Below are 16581 nucleotides of genomic sequence, written 5' to 3' on the forward strand. Positions count from 1 at the left end.
TCAGATCGCCGCTGCGCCGTAATCTGAGGTCGGGTGGAGTATCCCTATGGCTTATATCTGTTTTTTACCCCGTCGGGCGGCAGGCTTGGGCGCGTCAGTTACGGCCCGAATGGCCGAAGCCGCCTTCCCCGCGTTCGCTGTTGACGAAATCGTCGACCAGATTAAATTCGACCTGCACCACCGGAACGATAACCATCTGGGCGATGCGCTCGCCGGGTTCAATGGTGAAGGTTTGTTGACCGCGGTTCCAGACGGAAACCATTAGCTGCCCCTGATAGTCGGAGTCGATCAGCCCGACCAGGTTACCCAACACCACGCCGTGCTTATGGCCCAGCCCGGAACGGGGCAGCACCATCGCGGCCAGATTGGCGTCGGCGATATGAATCGCCAGCCCCGTGGGGATCAGAACGGTTTCCCCGGCTTTCAGCTCCACGGCCCGATCCAGGCAGGCCCGCAGGTCCAGTCCGGCGGAGCCCGGCGTGGCGTAGGTCGGTAGCGGAAATTGTTGGCCGATTCGCGGGTCAACAATCTTTACGTCGATTTTTTTCATCATAACGGCTGACAATCTCGTCGATTAAATTTTGGCCAAGAAGACGTTTATCGCACTGTGGCAACTGCTTGTCTCCTTGATGCCAGAAAAGATGTAATGCATTGGTTTCGCTGTTAAAACCATGCCCGGAAAGGGAAACGTCGTTCGCGCAGATCAAGTCCAGATTTTTACGCTCCAGCTTTTGCCGGGCGTATTCTTCCACATTCTGGGTTTCGGCGGCAAACCCGACGACATAAGGTCGATTTTCACCCATAGCGGCGACATCGGCGATAATATCCGGATTTTTTATCATGACGACGCTTATTTCATCACCCTGCTTTTTGATTTTTTCGTCCGCGACCTGTTTGGGACGGTAGTCCGCAACGGCGGCGCAGCCGATGACGATGTGCTGGCGTGCGGCTTCCTCCATCACCGCCTGCCGCATCTCCAGCGCGCTGTTGACGTCGATACGTCTGACGTTGTCCGGGGTCGCCAGGGCGACCGGTCCGGCGACCAGCGTCACCTTCGCCCCTCTGGCGGCGGCGGCCTGCGCGATGGCGAAGCCCATTTTTCCCGAGCTGTGGTTGCTGATAAAGCGCACCGGATCCAGCGCTTCGCGCGTCGGGCCGGCGGTGATCATAATGTTCAGATGTTGCAGATCGTCGGCGGCGGCGAAATGGCGTCGGGCCAGCTCAACTAGCGCCAGCGGATCGATCATTCTGCCGGGACCGACATCGCCGCAGGCCTGGCTGCCGCTGTCCGGTCCCCATACGAATAGGCCGCGGGCGGTCAGCGTACGCAGGTTGTCCTGCGTCGGCGCGGCGCGGTACATCTGCTGGTTCATGGCGGGGGCGACGGCGATGGGCGCCGGCGTCGCCAGGCAGAGGGCGGTCAGCAGGTCGTTTGCCATACCGGCGGCCAGCCGCGCGATCAGATCGGCCGTCGCCGGCGTCAGAATCACCAGATCGGCCCATTTTCCCAGCTCAATGTGGCCCATCGAGGCTTCCGCCGCCGGGTCGAACAGATCGTCCGCCACCGGGTGGCCGGACACCGCCTGCATCGTCAGCGGCGTGATAAAGGCCTGCGCCGCCTGCGTCATGACGACGCGTACCTCCGCGCCGCCGTCGCGCAGGCGCCTGACCAGCTCGGGACATTTGTAAGCCGCGATACCGCCGCTGATACCGAGCAAAATTCGTTTGCCCGCAAGACCTTTGTCGGAAGAGAGCCCGTGCGGGCTGGAAAGTGCCGTCATCGTCGTGGTCCGATAAAAACCCTAAAGAGAGCGCCATTTTACCATAACCTTGGCGCATGAGATGAATCTTAAGACGTCGGCCCGCTCTTCCGGTAAAGATTGCGAACCGATACGCAGCCCGTCGGCGCCGGCATCGCCCCGTGACGCCGGCCGTGTCATGATGGCGTTCTGCCGGAAAGGAGGTGCGATGGATTGGGAAGATAAGCTGGCCCCGCGGGAGAAATTGGTCAGTTTGGGGGCCGAGGCGCTGACGGATACCGAGCTGCTGGCGATTTTCTTACGCACCGGGATACCCGGCATGCACGTCATGCAGCTGGCGGAGAGTCTGTTGATGCAGTTTGGTTCGCTTCACCAGCTGATGTCCGCCGATCGGGCCGAGTTCTATCGGGTGAAGGGCATCGGCATTTCGAAATATGCGCAGTTGAAAGCGGTGTCGGAATTGTCGCGCCGGCTGTTCTCCTCTCGTCTGGCGAAGGAAAGCGTGATGCTCAGCCCCGAAATCACCGGACAGTACCTGCAGTTACTGCTGGCTCGTCAGGAGCGGGAGATCTTTTTAGTCATGTTTTTAGATAATCAGCATCGGGTTATTCGTCATCAGGAGATGTTTGCTGGTACTATTAACTGCGTAGAAGTACACCCGAGGGAAATTGTGCGCGAAGCGTTGAAATACAATGCCGCGGCATTGATTCTGGCGCACAATCATCCATCAGGAAAAGCGGAGCCCAGTCAGGCTGACCGTGCGATAACCGAACAGATTATTAAAGCTTGCTTGCTATTAGAGATTCGTGTGCTCGACCACCTGGTCATCGGACACGGCGAGTACGTCTCTTTTGCCGAGCGTGGATGGATTTAACCGATATTTCCGCGATCCGAAGAGATCTTTAGCTGTTCGGGACTTGAGCACTTACGCTTCAGAGCGTATACTACGCCACCTTTGAGAATCTTGGGTGTGGCGTTAAGAGCCTATCTCAGCAGGTTATCCTGATGACAGAGTCTTTTCAGTGAAGTTGCTGGGATGGGCTCTATGGCCTGACGAGGCGGCCGACACCCTATACGAAGCTCGAGCTGATTTGATTTTTGGAGAATAGACATGTCCCGAGTCTGCCAAGTTACTGGCAAGCGCCCGGTGAGCGGTAACAACCGTTCCCATGCACTGAACGCGACTAAACGCCGTTTTCTGCCGAACCTGCACTCACACCGTTTTTGGGTTGAGGGTGAAAAGCGCTTTGTAACGCTGCGCGTATCCGCTAAAGGTATGCGTATCATTGATAAAAAGGGTATTGAGACGGTTCTGGCCGATCTGCGTGCCCGTGGTGAAAAGTATTAAGGAACTGAATCATGGCTAAGGGTGTTCGCGAGAAGATCAAGCTGGTTTCTTCTGCTGGTACTGGTCACTTCTATACCACGACGAAGAACAAGCGTACTAAGCCGGAAAAACTGGAACTGAAGAAATTCGATCCGGTTGTCCGTCAGCACGTGATCTACAAAGAAGCTAAGATTAAATAATTTTAGCGGACTAATGAAAACCCGGCGCTGTCCGGGTTTTTTTATGGCCGGGCATCCTGAGAAGCGGCCGCTTGCTGGCCTGTTCCGCCTATCTCCACGCTTTCTGCTTCAGCTGCGCTGGCCGCCTTCCGGCGGGGATTGTATCACTGCCGGACCAGACGCGGATCGATGAGAAAAGGTTCCGTAGCGACAGAGCGGAGCGCCGTGTCGGCCGCGGGATGCTGGGTATTGAACAGGGCGTTCCATTCGCCGGTAATGCTGCTGGGAACCCGCAGGACCAACCCGTTCGCCGGGTTGCCTAGCCACTCATCGCCGATGCGGCGCGTGGACTGCGGCGCGGGATCGCTTCGCCAGTCGTCCGGCAGCGCATTGCCGTCCAGCGACGCCACAAGCGCTTCTGGAACCCGGATTTTCATCATGCAGTAGCCGTGGGCGAGGTCTGCAAGTTCGAGGTGCGCCAGATTTTCTAACACGCATAGCGCCTTGGTGCTGCCCAGGTAGACGCAGCTTTTCCCCGGCGAATTCCAGCGTCCGCCGTAAATCCTCGCGCCATACCCGTCGAAGGCGGTTGCCGCATAGCGCTGCTTTACCAGCCGATAGAAGGCCAGTTCGGCCATTAGCTGATAACCCCATACTCGATTTGGCCGATAAGCGTCAGTACGGCTTCCGCTCCCGTCGGCGTGGAAAGCAGGTCGGCGGGTTTTTTACCGGCCAGTCCCTTGGCCGGTTTGTTCAGCCATTGCGCCATCCGTTGCGAATCGCCGTTGAAAAGCTGGCTGGCCGCGGCGATCGTCCGGGCCAGCAGGTAAATTCTGGCGCTTTGTTCCGGAGAGAAACGTCTTTCGGCGCTTTTCATTCGCCGGTTATAGGTGGTGCGATCGATGCCCGCCATGCGGTAGAGCTGCTGCTCATCAAGCTGTATTAGCGCCGCCATATCTTTGAGCAGCGAGACGTCCAGGCCTTGCGTGATGCGATCGTGAGCGTCCACGGCCACTTCCGGCAGGTTCAGGCTCGCCATAAGCGATTTTTGCGCCTGGGCCGGGGATCGGGGGGTAAAGATAGACCTGGTCATGCTGGCCTCCTTGTTCAGATGAACTTTATTATAGAGCATGTGCGCAGTATGTGAAACGCGCGATGTTGCGTCGCTCCGGCGCAACAGATGTCGGGACGGTGCGCGGGCTGTGGGATTCAGACGCGTTTTTTTGCCGCGCGCCGTTTTATGCTAATGTAATCAGAATGTTCCAGGAGATGAACCATGCCAGAATTACCAGAGGTTGAAACCAGTCGTCGGGGAATCTCTCCCTATCTTGTCGGTCATACCATTCTTTATGCCGAAGTGCGCAATTCCCGCCTGCGCTGGCCGGTTTCCAACGAGATTTTGTCCCTCAGCGATTGCCGGGTTCTGGGGGTTCATCGGCGCGCCAAATATCTGCTGATTGAGCTGGCCTCCGGCTGGATTATCATCCATCTCGGCATGTCGGGCAGTTTGCGTATTCTGCCGGAGTACGCTGAACCCGGGAAGCACGACCACGTTGATCTTGTTATGGATAGCGGCAGGGTGCTGCGTTATACCGATCCCCGCCGCTTCGGCGCCTGGCTATGGACGGATAACCCGCAAACCAGCTCGGCGCTGGCGAACCTGGGGCCGGAACCGTTAAGCGAGACGTTTTCCGGCGACTATCTGTATCAGCGCTCGCGCGGGAAAAAAACGCGGATTAAGCCCTGGATTATGGATAACAAAGTGGTGGTCGGCGTGGGGAACATCTATGCCAGCGAGTCGCTGTTTACGGCGGGCATCAGCCCGGACAGGGCGGCGGGCTCATTAACCGAAGCCGAAGCGGCGCGGCTGGCGCAGACCATTAAACAGGTGTTGCTGCGTTCCATTGAACAGGGCGGGACAACCTTACGTGATTTCCTGCAATCAGACGGCAAGCCCGGATATTTCGCTCAGGAGCTGCAGGTTTACGGCCGCGCCGGAGAGCCTTGCCGAATTTGCGGTACGCCGATAGAGAGCGCAAAACACGGGCAGCGCAGCACGTTTTTTTGTCGGCGCTGTCAGCGTTGATTGGTACGGCCATTGAGGGTAGGCGTCCAGGCGCCGTCTGTTTTTGGCGCGCGTCAGCCTGACGGCTGCGGTTTATTCAGCGTAAAAGAAGTAAAAGGATTGGCACTATGCATCGTATATTGATTATACGAATTGATTTTCTTGGCGATATGATCTGTTCCACTTCACTGATTCATTCATTAAAGCAGCGCTGGCCGCAGGCTGAAATTCATGTTTTGGCGAATAAGTACAACGCGTCGGCATTAGACGGCAACCCGGATGTGCATGCCGTTCATCGCTATGTGTACAGTAAAAAATTTGAAAAAAACTGCAGGCCCGGAAGGTTAAATGCGTTTATCGATCGTATTAAGCTGATTCATAAATTACGTCGCCTGAATTTCGACCTGCTGATAATACCCAACGGCGGCATGAATAAAAGCTCCGTCCAATTCGCCAAATTTCTGAATGTTGGCGATTGCCGCTGGCATACGCAAGAGAGTGGATTTGACGATCGCGTTGAATCGCATATTAATGAACGCGTCATGAAGCATGAAGTGTTATCCGGATATGAGCTGGTGCCGGAGTTGGGGCCGGTGGATATCAATGCGTTACGATTATATGTTTATCCCGATAAATCATTGCAGGATAAATGGATTGAAATTCTCGGGGTAAAGAAAAATCCGCGCATCGGTCTGTTTGTATCAAATAAATCAACCGCTCGACGCTGGTCATGGGATAAATGGCATCGTCTGTCATTAAAATATGGCGCGATGGTCGATTTTGTTATTTTCCATACGCCGGGCGATCGGCCCACGGATGCGCAGTTGGAAGGTATTAATGCCCGCTGCGTATCGACGGATACCGTAGCGGATTTGATGGCGGCGATGAGCCAATTGGATGCGATCGTTTCGGCGGATAGCGCCCCGGTGCATATCGGCGCCGCGCTGCAAATACCGGTTATCGCTCTATTTGAATCCAGACCGGAAAAATATCTACGCTGGTATCCGCTGGGAGTTAAACATATTTTAATTCACGAAGGGGCGCGGGTGGAGGATATTCGCGTTGAGTCAGTGCAAGGCGCTATAGATCTTTTTCTATACTCTAAATAATTCGAGTTGCAGGACAAAAACGCCAAAGCGTTTTTGAACAGCGCTTGCGCTGACCCCGAAGGGGTGAGGCCATCAGGCCGAATAACGCGGCGACGCAGTGAATCCCCAGGAGCTTACTGAAGTCAAGCGACTGGGGCGAGCGACAAATCTGCCGGGAGCAGATTTGAACGCCGCTTGCGGCGGCCCCAAGGATGGGGCGAGTAACAAAGCCAACACACATGCAACTTGAAGTATGACGAGTATAAAGGATCGGCGTTAATCCATTCGCCTCGGTGCGGCCGGGCAGATATGGATGCAGGGCGGCGGGCGTTAAGCGCGCGTGGCTCTTATCGGCCGGCGTTATGTTTACGCCTATGCACCGGTAATACATAGGCGGATTCTTTCCTTGGGAAGCGGTTGCGTTACGCTCCGGCGCGGAGCTTTTCCGTCAATGCGCCGGCGATGGACGCGGGCAGAAAATGAGAGACATCGCCGCCGTGGCGCGCGACTTCCTTAACCAGGGAGGATGAGATAAACGACCACTCTTCGGAAGGCATCAGAAATACGCTTTCCAATGTCGGCATCAAGTGGTGGTTCATCTTGGCGAGCTGGAGTTCGTACTCGAAATCGGAAACCGCGCGCAGTCCGCGCACCAGGATGTTGGCCTGCTGACTCTGCGCGAAGTGCGCCATCAGTTCGCGAAAACCGATCACTTCCACGTTGGGCAAGTGCTGAGTGACCCCCTTCGCCAGCGCCACGCGCTCATCCAGGGTAAAGAGGGTGTTTTTGCCCGGGCTGGCGGCGATCGCCAGCACCAGATGGTCGAACATGCGCGCTGCGCGGGTCAGCAGATCCAGATGACCATTGGTCAGCGGATCGAAAGTGCCGGGGTAGATCGCTTTAGTTGTCATGGCGTACCTCTGCATTAGTGCGTAAAACCACGGTCAGTCAGCGCGTCCGCGGCGGCAGATAAGGTTCGAGTAAGGAAAGTAACTTCTGCAATGCCCCTTGGTTCTGGTGCAAGACTTCTACGGCATGCCGGCCATAATAGCGGCGATAATCCTCATCGGCGAGCAGTTTGCCGACCTCCGTGCTCAAGGATTCGCTATCCGCCACCGTAATCAGGCCGTCCGCCTGCTCAAGTTTGTTGCAGATATCTTTGAAGTTGAAGGTGTGCGGCCCCATCAGCACGGGAATGGCGTGAGCAGCGGCCTCAAGCGGGTTATGTCCGCCGCGCTCCACCAGGCTGCCGCCGACGAAGGCCAGATCGGCGATGCCGTATAGCAGCATCAGTTCGCCCATGGTGTCGCCGACAATCACCTGAGTGCCGGCGGACGGCGTCTCCCCGCTGCTGCGCAAAATATAGCTGAAGCCCAAACTTTGCGTCAGCGCCTGCGTGGCGGCGAAGCGCTCCGGATGGCGGGGCACCAGGATCAGCAGTAGGTCGGGAAAGCTGGTCAACAGTATGCGATGAGCCGCCAGCACAATGGCTTCCTCGCCTTCGTGGGTGCTGGTTGCGATCCATACCGGGCGGTGCGGCGCCCACTGGCGTCGTAGCGCCACGGCGCGGGCGGCCAGCTCCGGGGTAACGGAAATATCGAACTTAAGGCTGCCGGTGACCGCCAGGCTTGAACGTTTTAGACCCAGTTCGATAAAGCGCGCGCCGTCTTCCGCATTCTGCGCGGCAACCAGCGTGATGCGGCGCAGAATGTGGCGCGTCAAACGGCCGATTTTTTTATAACCGGCGGCTGAACGCGCCGACAGGCGCGCATTGGCAATCACCAGGGGAATTTTTCGCCGGTGTAGCTCTGCGATCAGGTTCGGCCACAGTTCCGTTTCCATGATGATAACGACTTTAGGGCGAACCTGATTAAAGAAGCGCTTTAGGGCGCAGGGCAAATCATAGGGTAAATAGACATGATAAACCGAATCGCCGAATGCCGAACGCACGCGTTCGGAGCCGGTTGGCGTCATGGTGGTCACGGTGATCGGCAGATGCGGGTAGCGGTGGCGTAACGCCCTAACCAGAGGAATCGCCGCCAGCGTTTCGCCTACGGAAACGGAGTGCAGCATGATGCCGTCGGGTTTGACCTTCTCCGCGCAAAAACCGTAGCGCTCGCTCCAGCGTCTGCGGTATGCCGGCGTCTTGCGGCCGCGCAGCCACAGCCGAATCCATATCAACGGTTGAATCAGGTATAAAAGAACGGTGTAGAGGGTTTGTAGCATGCGTTTTTACTGTCGTTGGTTATCGCTGGCGGTGATTTTATCGGGTTAGCCTGGGGATGGCTATTTGTAAAACGACGGCGTTTTATCTTGCGGACGGCGCGCCAGGCGGAAATGGCGGCGAGCGTCGCGGGGATGGCGCTTTCCGCGGTGCGTTCACGCTGGTAAGGCGCGATCGCGCCTGGTTGGGGGAAACATCTTTTGACGCTGCGTAAAATCAGTATATTGGGCGTTAGGGGGCGCGCATGGGTTACCGGCAGTGGCTAAAACGGCTAAAAACCGGCTAGTCTGAATGCCTTCTCATCGCGAACGCCAGCGATTCCGCGCTGATTTCGGCAATGGATCTGGCGCCGGTCAGCGTCATCGCCACGCGCATCTCTTTTTCGATCAGGTCCAGCAGATTGATTACGCCCGCTTCTCCCGCCGCCGCCAGCGCATAGACGAACGCGCGCCCCAGCAGCACGCCGTCCGCGCCCAGCGCGATGGTGCGCACCACATCCAGCCCGGTGCGAATGCCGGAGTCCGCCAGGATGGCGATATCGCCTTTCACCGCGTCGGCAATCGCCGGCAGGGCGCGCGCCGTTGACAGAACGCCGTCAAGCTGACGGCCGCCATGGTTGGACACCACGATACCGTCCGCGCCGAATCTCACCGCCTCTTTGGCATCTTCCGCATCGAGAATGCCTTTAATGATCATCGGGCCGCGCCAGAATTCGCGGATCCACGCCAGATCTTTCCACGAAATGGAGGGATCGAAGTTGGCGCCCAGCCAGCCGATATAATCCTCCAGCGTCGTCGGTCTGCCGCGATAGGCGGAGATGTTGCCGAGGTCGTGCGGCTTGCCGTTGATGCCGACGTCCCACGCCCATCGCGGGTGCGTCGCCGCCTGCAGTAGACGGCGGACGGCGGCGTTCGGGCCGCTCATGCCGGAATGGGCGTCGCGGTAGCGCGCCCCCGGAACCGGCATATCCACGGTGAACACCAGCGTTTTGACGTTCGCCGCCTGCGCGCGCTCCAGCACATTGCGCATAAAGCCGCGATCTTTCAACACATAAAGCTGAAACCATATGGGCCGGTCAATCGCCGGCGCCACTTCCTCGATGGGGCATACCGAGACGGTGGAGAGGGTAAACGGAATGCCTTTTTGCGCCGCCGCGCGGGCGGCCTGCACTTCGCCGCGCCGGGCATACATCCCGGTCAGACCGACGGGGGCCAGCGCCACCGGCATCGCCAGCGTTTCATCAAACAGCCGCGTAGTCAGGCTCAGTTCTGACATATTTTTCAATACGCGCTGGCGCAGCGCGATGTCGGCCAGGTCGGCGCTGTTGCGCCTAAGGGTGTGTTCGCCATAGGCGCCGCCGTCGATATAGTGGAACAGAAACGGCGGCAGCCTGCGCCGCGCCGCCGCACGGTAGTCCGTTGAAGCAGAGATGATCATGATGCTTTCCCGTTTTTGTTCGCGTTTTTAACGATGCGCCGTTAATGAAACTGCAAATAAGCGACGTGGGTTTGCAGATATTCCTGTAAGCCGTGCTTGCCGTCGGCGCCGCCGACGCCCGATTTACGCCAGCCCGCGTGGAAACCCTGCATCGCTTCGAAATTCTCGCGATTAATATAGGTTTCGCCGAATTTCAGCTGCTTCAACGCCTTCATCGCGGTATTGATATTCTGGGTATAAATCGAAGAGGTCAGGCCATATTCGCTGTCGTTGGCCATCGCGATCGCCTCTTCCAGCGTCTCGAACGTCGCCACCGGCAATACCGGACCAAACACTTCTTCGTGCATGATCGGCATATCCTGCCTGACGTCCACCAGCAGCGTCGGGGGATAGAAATAGCCCACGCCGCCGTGGCGCCGGCCGCCGAGCAACACTTTCGCCCCCTGCGCCACCGCTTTCGCCACCTTTTCTTCCACGCGCCGCAACGCCGCGGCGCCGATCAGCGGCCCCATATCCAGCTCTTTTTTCTCCGCGGTATTGCCGAAAGAGACCCGGGCCATCGCCTCTTTGATGCGGGCGATAAATTCGTCGTACACCCCTTGCTGCACATAGACGCGTTCCGCGCAGTTGCATACCTGTCCGCTGTTGATGACCCGGGAGCTGACGATCGCCTTCACCGCCAGATCCAGATCGGCGTCATCCATCACGATGGCCGGCGCTTTACCGCCCAGTTCGAGCGACACTTTGGTGATATTCCGCGCGGCGGCGGTCATGGCGGCGGCCCCGGCGACGACGCTGCCGGTCAGGCTGACCATGCCGACTTTCGGGTTGGCGGCCAGCTCGTGTCCCACGGTGGGGCCGTAGCCGGTGACGATATTCAACACGCCTTGCGGCAGGCCGATGTCATGTACGATTTCGGCGAAAATGATCGCGTTATTGGGTGTGATCTCGCTGGGTTTTATTACCGCGGTATTGCCGGTGATCAGCGCCGGCGCGGCCTTACGCGCGATCAGGAAAAACGGGAAGTTCCACGGCAGGATGCCGGCGGTGACGCCGATCGCTTTGCGGAACACGAAAATATTCTCATTCGGACGGTCGCTCTGGATGATTTCGCCTTCATAACGGCGCGCCCATTCGGCCATGTAATCCAGATAATCGGCGGTAAACAGCACTTCGGTCTGCGCCAGCGCGTGGGTTTTTCCGCCTTCGGCAATAATGGTTTCAGTGAGTTCGGCGGCGCGTTTGCGGATGCCGTCCGCGATTTTATGCAGCCAGACGCCGCGTTCGACCGCCGGCAGCGCTTCCCAGCCCGGCTGCGCTTTTTCCGCGGCGTCGATCGCCCGTTTGGCGTCTTCCGCCGTGCCTTCCGGGATCTGCGAGATAACCTGTTCGGTCGCCGGATTGATGACGTCAATCCACTTTCCTCCGCTGTTTTCAACGAACTCGCCGTCGATATACATCTGCTTCTGCATTGTGCTCATGTGGGGTCTCTCCAAAGTCTGGCCGGCGGTGATGGGTAGTTGTTAAAAAATCGATTCTTTTTTGTGAATTTTTAACATCCTGCTCTCTTCATCCGACTTTTACCTTTTTGTGGTTGCCAGTTAATCTCGGGGAATGGCAAAAACGTCCAGATCTGACCGCTTTAATTAACATTTTTGCAAACATTGGGCTGCGGGAATGAAAATATAAAACGGCGCGGCGCTGGAATGAGCGGAGTAAGAAGGCGGGCGCACAACCGTCTGGGTTGTTGCCGCGGTAAGGCTGTGGGAGTGAAGGGAAATGAATCAGAGTAAAATTCAGCAATATCAATCTATTAAGATAGGAAACAATATACGGTTGTTTCCTTGTCCGGCGGGTTAACGAACCGGCGCGACTGCCGAGCTGGCCGGTAAACAATAATTCAGATTTTCGTATTATTCTTTGCGCTTAACGTCGGCTGCGCCGTAATGAATGTTACCCTTTTGACAATTATGCTACAGTGTGGCGATGAGCCGTAGTCTATTCGTGATGTAAACGCGAGTTCGACAGGAAAGTGAAAAATTATGAGCAGGCAGCAAGATAAAAAAATAAAAAAAATAAAGTTCAAAATAAAGGAAATGCTATTTTTAGGCTTGTCAAAGGGCAAAAAAGAGCCCCTGGACATGAAAAACGTGAAGAGTATTGGCGTACTCCTCTTTAACGTGGGACTCGGCGACGTTATTATTGCAACCGGAATATTTCGGGAGCTAAAAAAACATGGCTATCAGGTAAGCGTTTTTGTTGATGCCAAATCTAAATTCTTATTTGAAAGAAACGAAAACCTTGATCGGGTCATTGTCGTAAAAAGAAAAAATATTGTTGATAATTATAAAGATCTATATTTTGATTTGCTGATCGATCTGTACAGTCGGGTCGATGAGCATTTTAACATTCGTTATCTTAGTATAATAACGAAAATAAACCACCGCTACTGTATTGGCTTTGATGTTAAAAAGACAAAAATTTATAACCACAGCATTGTTCCTGACAGTAAAAAAATTCACCTGACGGATGCCTATGCCTGTCTATTAAACTATATTGGCATCCATGATGTGGATTTGTCATACGATCTTTACTTACCTGAGGAAGAAAAAGAGAAAGCCAGGGCATTTTTACAGCCTTTCGCGCATAAAAAGATTGTTGCCTTCAATCCGTACGCATCAAATGACGTAAGGAGCTTTACCTCGCAGCAAATTAATCTTCTGTTGAATTTATTGCAGAAGCACGATGATGTCATTGTGATTATTATTGGTGAGAAGAATAAGATAAAAGAGATTAAGGAAGAGGAGAGGGTAATAAAGAACCCCTTTGAATCTTTTTGGGGCGCGGCAGCGGTGGTGGCTTACTCTGACATGGTTATATCGGTGGAGACCTCTATTGTTCACCTGGCGAACGCATTAAACAAAGAGTTAGTGTCGGTTTACAGTTCTGAAAAGTTTGGCGGCTATGAGTCCAACTTCTTGTTCGCGCCCCATTATGATAAGGCCGTGCAGTTGATTGCGCCGAACGGCGCAGCAAGGAATATGGATATCGATAGGCTCTACGCTTATGTGGACGAGAAGCTAACGGCAATCGATAAATTTGAGCGTTGAGATGGACGCCGCCAGGCGCGTGGGCGTGGCGCGCTATCGCTATTTATGCGTTAAACGGATGCTCTTTTATCCCTAAGCCTGACGGCAAGCGGGAAAGGATACTGTCGGCGGCGCGGGCCGCTTTCGGCCGGCTTATGGTGAACGCGTTTTTTCAATTACGGGGCTATGCGGCGCGTTTCTGGATTATATCGATGCGTTGGCTCACTGTCGCTGATGTCATATTTTGAACGCTCATGCTGGCCGTCATGAATAAATTTCAACCAGCTGCGGACATTGTCCTTGCTGAAATATTTCTTACGTTTAATAAAGCCCGACAGGATCTTTTTATAGAGACTGGCCTTACTTTTGTGGTCGATATATAACTCTTTATACAGATTGACTATCTGTAACTCAGCGAATCGGGGATTGGACTTTTTAAATGACTGATCGAATATGCCGTTCATTTGATAACTATCATGAACGATCTCTCCCGCGCAATAGCGGCTTATCGTCATTCCGCTATCAATCAGCTTATTAATAAAAATAAAGAATTCGGTATCGGCGTAATATAATCCTAATCTTTCATCGAAAATATTATTTCGCGTACTTAATAGATTATTTATGAATGGAAGAGAAAGCGATGCGCCGGACATGCAGGTGTGGAATTTTTCATCTATTATGCCATGACGAGCGATAGTGAAGATAGCATCTTCTTCCCGGTGAGGATGCGTTTGATAAAGGTGACGGTCTCTTTCAAGAAATATTTTGGGAACAATCAGATCATAGCCATCCGCCGCCGCCATTTGCTCGAAATATCCGTCTCTTAATATCGAATCTTGATCTAATATAATAAAATAATCGCATTTATCTTCGCTCTGAGGCTGCCTGACTAGCTTATTAATAAAAAGATTATAAATCTTCGGCAATGATACGTTACGCATGTCCTGGTAGAGAGAATACGCGATGTGTTTTTCTTTCGCTTTATCGTGGAGATAGTCAATATCTTCATTCGCCAGCGGTACCGGGCCGTTATTCCAGACGATTAATGATAAATTAATATTTGACAGCTTATTGCAAAATATCGAATTTAGCGTGTCCGATGCGGAAATTTTAGCATTATAAAGAATTATAAGAGCGGTAATATTTATCATTTTTATCGCCGGATTAAGGTTTTTGTGCCTGATGAGAATGAATTTTTTCCATCACTTCGTTATAGACGAGAGTCATATCCATATTGGCCGCATTCTTATCAGGTGCGATTAACTGTACCGCCTTATCGTAATGAGGCGCAAACAGGAAGTTTGACTCAAAACCATCCAATATTTCCGAACTGTAGATAGAGACCAGCTCTTTATCCAGCGCGTTGGATACGTGAACCATGGCTGTTTCCACTGATATGATAATATCAGATAGAGACATAATAGCACTCGCGCCAAAAAAAGACTTAAAGGGATTGTGAATGATTTTATCTGAAGCGGCTAATTCCGCTGTTTTATGCTCTTCGCCGATGATGATAACAATAACATCGTCAATGGCGCTTAGTTTATTTAATAGTTCGTTTATCTGCGGTAGGGTAAAGCTGCGTACGTCGCATGAGGCAAAGGGATTAAATGATATGATCGTCTTGTCGTGATAGTGGGAAAGATAGTCTTTCGCCTGCGCTAAATGATTTTCGGGTATATTGAATTCATAGGATAAATTGGCGTCATTTATGTGTATAGACTCAAGTATTTTCCGATAAACGTCTGTCAGGTGAATCGCCTTGTCGGTAAAGACAATGTTTTCATTGTAGATTTCGAGATCTTTTACATTGAATCCGATAGCGTATTTATACGTGAGTTTTCTCATCACTTTCAAATAGGCATAGCGAAAATGATCGTCCATACGACTGTAGGGATCGATTAATAAATCGAAGGGGGGTATTTTTTTATCTATTAGAGAAAACTTCCCTTCAACAAAATAAATATGCTGAACATAAGGGTTTTTCTCAAAAAGAAATGCGGTCTTCGGGTTTATAAAAACGCTAATATTGTAGCCGTGTTTGCTGAGTTCCCGGATAAATCCCGTTGCGATAATGCTATCGCCAATGCCAATGTTGAATAATAAAATACAAATGTTTTTTATCTCTGGCAGCGCGATTTTTTCTTTTCTGTTCTTGATTTGAACAGCAAGTAATTTATTTTTTAGCCGTAGTTTAAGTTTTTTGGTCTTTAAATTTCTTGCACGATTGAGTTGCCTTAATTTATCAAACATCCTAAAACCTCATGTCTATTCTTACGATCAGCAATGCGTTTAATATTATTCCAGAGATATTGATTCGTTCAATATCGAACGTTATCCTGCATTTCAGGCGGATATTTTTTTTATAAAATATCTTATATGGAGTAACAGGCCTTTTACTTTTTTATTTATATGGAACATATGCTTAGCGCAGTATCTTAGCTGATTCGCATCCTGAGGCTCTTGTAACGGTACCTCTTTCCAGGGCGAATGCTGTTTCGCCTGCTGAAAAAAACGGGTGCTGGGATAGTTCGCCCAGGCATGCCAGGGTTTGGTCGGACCGATATAGTGGATAAACACGGTACTGTCGTTGATCGGATGAGGATAAGTCTCGCCGGGTTTACATTTCAATTCATAATTAATACTGAACTGGGTATTATATTTTTTGTCCAGAAACAGAATATGACCGGGCAATAGGATATTAAGGATATCCTGATCGGGATAAGATATTTTCCCCTTGGTCCTGTTGTTGCTTAACAGCTCCATTGTTTTTTGCGTAATGTTATTTTCGTGCCATTTTTTAAGGTTAATGAGTAAGACGCCTGAATTGAAATACCCTTTTTCAACCGCCGGCGTCGCCAGCCTTTGCGCGCATTTCGCCCACCAGTTATGCGTGCCTTCCGCCACCGCGGCAATAATATAATGGCTGATATCTAAATCAATCAACTCCTGTAATGATCCATTACAGGTGATATCGGAGTCCAGATAAACGATTTTATCAAGCGTATTGCTAAAATAGTCGGTGATAATAAAGCGGAAGTAGATGGCGTAAGACCAATTTTTGGTGCTGGGTAACTGTTTTAGCCAGTCGCAATTCACGATATAAAACGTGATGGTTGTATTATATTGCTGGGCCAATTCACGAAATTTTTCCCGTTCGGCGGCCTCCAGCGTATCGGTGAAAACGTGGAAGGCCAACGGCTGAAGTGGATTTTTTATCAATATGGAGGCGATGGAAATTGCGCAGCCGAACAGAAAGTTTTTATCCGTGCCGAAAGAAATATTTAACGCCGGCGATGTCTTAGGCGCGGCGCTAAAAGAAAATTCGATGGTTTCGGTGATAACATCGTTTTTATTAAAATACATAATAATCTCAGCAATGACGTCTTTCGTGATGCGGCGGGCAACGCCG

The 16581-nt window shown here is 52.6% G+C and carries 17 protein-coding genes; 6 read left to right on the top strand and 11 right to left on the bottom strand.

What is annotated here, in order from left to right; genetic code table 11:
* Positions 1 to 94 precede the first annotated feature (94 nt).
* Both dut and coaBC read right to left on the bottom strand, forming a co-directional pair.
* Positions 95 to 553 carry a dUTP diphosphatase gene (gene dut / locus VSX58_RS19365; RefSeq protein ID WP_327619526.1) on the bottom strand — a complete coding sequence of 153 codons (459 nt, stop codon included), beginning with the start codon at positions 551 to 553 and terminating at the stop codon, positions 95 to 97.
* On the bottom strand, positions 522 to 1781 hold the full coding sequence (gene coaBC, locus VSX58_RS19370) for a bifunctional phosphopantothenoylcysteine decarboxylase/phosphopantothenate--cysteine ligase CoaBC (protein WP_327619527.1): 1260 nt from the start codon (positions 1779 to 1781) through the stop codon (positions 522 to 524). The genes dut and coaBC overlap by 32 nt, the downstream gene beginning before the upstream one ends.
* Positions 1782 to 1968: 187 nt before the next feature.
* On the opposite strand from coaBC, the gene radC reads away from it, so the two are divergent.
* The 3 genes from radC to rpmG all read left to right on the top strand — a co-directional run bounded on the left by radC (position 1969) and on the right by rpmG (position 3287).
* A complete protein-coding gene (radC, locus tag VSX58_RS19375; RefSeq protein ID WP_327615041.1) occupies positions 1969 to 2634 on the top strand; it encodes a RadC family protein in 666 nt (221 codons plus the stop codon).
* Between the two features lie 237 nt (positions 2635 to 2871).
* Complete coding sequence (rpmB, locus tag VSX58_RS19380; RefSeq protein WP_208229312.1) at positions 2872 to 3108, top strand: 50S ribosomal protein L28; 237 nt, start codon at positions 2872 to 2874, stop codon at positions 3106 to 3108.
* Positions 3109 to 3119: 11 nt separating this feature from the next.
* Complete coding sequence (gene rpmG / locus VSX58_RS19385; RefSeq protein ID WP_004392084.1) at positions 3120 to 3287, top strand: 50S ribosomal protein L33; 168 nt, start codon at positions 3120 to 3122, stop codon at positions 3285 to 3287.
* Positions 3288 to 3430: 143 nt separating this feature from the next.
* Here the strand turns inward: rpmG and VSX58_RS19390 are convergent, their stop codons facing one another.
* Together VSX58_RS19390 and parS are read right to left on the bottom strand one after the other, a co-directional pair.
* Positions 3431 to 3904: an RES family NAD+ phosphorylase gene (locus tag VSX58_RS19390; RefSeq protein ID WP_327619528.1), complete on the bottom strand. Its 474-nt coding sequence runs from the start codon at positions 3902 to 3904 to the stop codon at positions 3431 to 3433.
* Entirely contained in the window at positions 3904 to 4359 is a 456-nt protein-coding gene (gene parS, locus VSX58_RS19395) for a type II RES/Xre toxin-antitoxin system antitoxin (protein ID WP_327619529.1), read from the bottom strand. Before parS ends, VSX58_RS19390 begins: the two co-directional genes overlap by 1 nt.
* Before the next feature lie 183 nt (positions 4360 to 4542).
* Here parS and mutM point away from each other — a divergent pair, with 183 nt between their 5' ends.
* Both mutM and VSX58_RS19405 read left to right on the top strand, forming a co-directional pair.
* Positions 4543 to 5352: a bifunctional DNA-formamidopyrimidine glycosylase/DNA-(apurinic or apyrimidinic site) lyase gene (gene mutM / locus VSX58_RS19400; protein WP_327619530.1), complete on the top strand. Its 810-nt coding sequence runs from the start codon at positions 4543 to 4545 to the stop codon at positions 5350 to 5352.
* Positions 5353 to 5459: 107 nt separating this feature from the next.
* Positions 5460 to 6440, top strand: coding sequence for a glycosyltransferase family 9 protein (locus VSX58_RS19405; protein WP_327619531.1), 981 nt, complete (start codon positions 5460 to 5462; stop codon positions 6438 to 6440).
* 401 nt (positions 6441 to 6841) lie between these two features.
* Here the strand turns inward: VSX58_RS19405 and coaD are convergent, their stop codons facing one another.
* The 4 genes from coaD to aldA form a co-directional block, all read right to left on the bottom strand.
* Entirely contained in the window at positions 6842 to 7330 is a 489-nt protein-coding gene (gene coaD, locus VSX58_RS19410) for a pantetheine-phosphate adenylyltransferase (RefSeq protein ID WP_327619532.1), read from the bottom strand.
* Positions 7331 to 7367: 37 nt separating this feature from the next.
* Positions 7368 to 8645, bottom strand: coding sequence for a lipid IV(A) 3-deoxy-D-manno-octulosonic acid transferase (gene waaA, locus VSX58_RS19415; RefSeq protein WP_327619533.1), 1278 nt, complete (start codon positions 8643 to 8645; stop codon positions 7368 to 7370).
* 280 nt (positions 8646 to 8925) lie between these two features.
* Positions 8926 to 10080, bottom strand: a complete 1155-nt coding sequence (gene lldD / locus VSX58_RS19420; protein WP_327619534.1) for an FMN-dependent L-lactate dehydrogenase LldD — start codon at positions 10078 to 10080, stop codon at positions 8926 to 8928.
* A gap of 41 nt (positions 10081 to 10121) precedes the next feature.
* Positions 10122 to 11561, bottom strand: coding sequence for an aldehyde dehydrogenase (aldA, locus tag VSX58_RS19425; RefSeq protein ID WP_327619535.1), 1440 nt, complete (start codon positions 11559 to 11561; stop codon positions 10122 to 10124).
* 561 nt (positions 11562 to 12122) lie between these two features.
* Between aldA and VSX58_RS19430 the strand changes: the two genes are divergently transcribed.
* Positions 12123 to 13190, top strand: a complete 1068-nt coding sequence (locus VSX58_RS19430; RefSeq protein WP_327619536.1) for a glycosyltransferase family 9 protein — start codon at positions 12123 to 12125, stop codon at positions 13188 to 13190.
* A 155-nt stretch (positions 13191 to 13345) separates the two neighbouring features.
* On the opposite strand, the gene VSX58_RS19435 is transcribed toward VSX58_RS19430, so the two are convergent.
* The 3 genes from VSX58_RS19435 to waaO all read right to left on the bottom strand — a co-directional run bounded on the left by VSX58_RS19435 (position 13346) and on the right by waaO (position 16535).
* Positions 13346 to 14320: a glycosyltransferase family protein gene (locus VSX58_RS19435; protein ID WP_327619537.1), complete on the bottom strand. Its 975-nt coding sequence runs from the start codon at positions 14318 to 14320 to the stop codon at positions 13346 to 13348.
* Positions 14321 to 14333: 13 nt separating this feature from the next.
* A complete protein-coding gene (locus tag VSX58_RS19440; RefSeq protein ID WP_327619538.1) occupies positions 14334 to 15422 on the bottom strand; it encodes a glycosyltransferase family 9 protein in 1089 nt (362 codons plus the stop codon).
* A gap of 93 nt (positions 15423 to 15515) precedes the next feature.
* Complete coding sequence (waaO, locus tag VSX58_RS19445; protein ID WP_327619539.1) at positions 15516 to 16535, bottom strand: lipopolysaccharide 3-alpha-galactosyltransferase; 1020 nt, start codon at positions 16533 to 16535, stop codon at positions 15516 to 15518.
* Positions 16536 to 16581: the final 46 nt, after the last annotated feature.

The organism is Brenneria populi (assembly GCF_036016195.1).
Taxonomy (GTDB): domain Bacteria; phylum Pseudomonadota; class Gammaproteobacteria; order Enterobacterales; family Enterobacteriaceae; genus Brenneria; species Brenneria populi.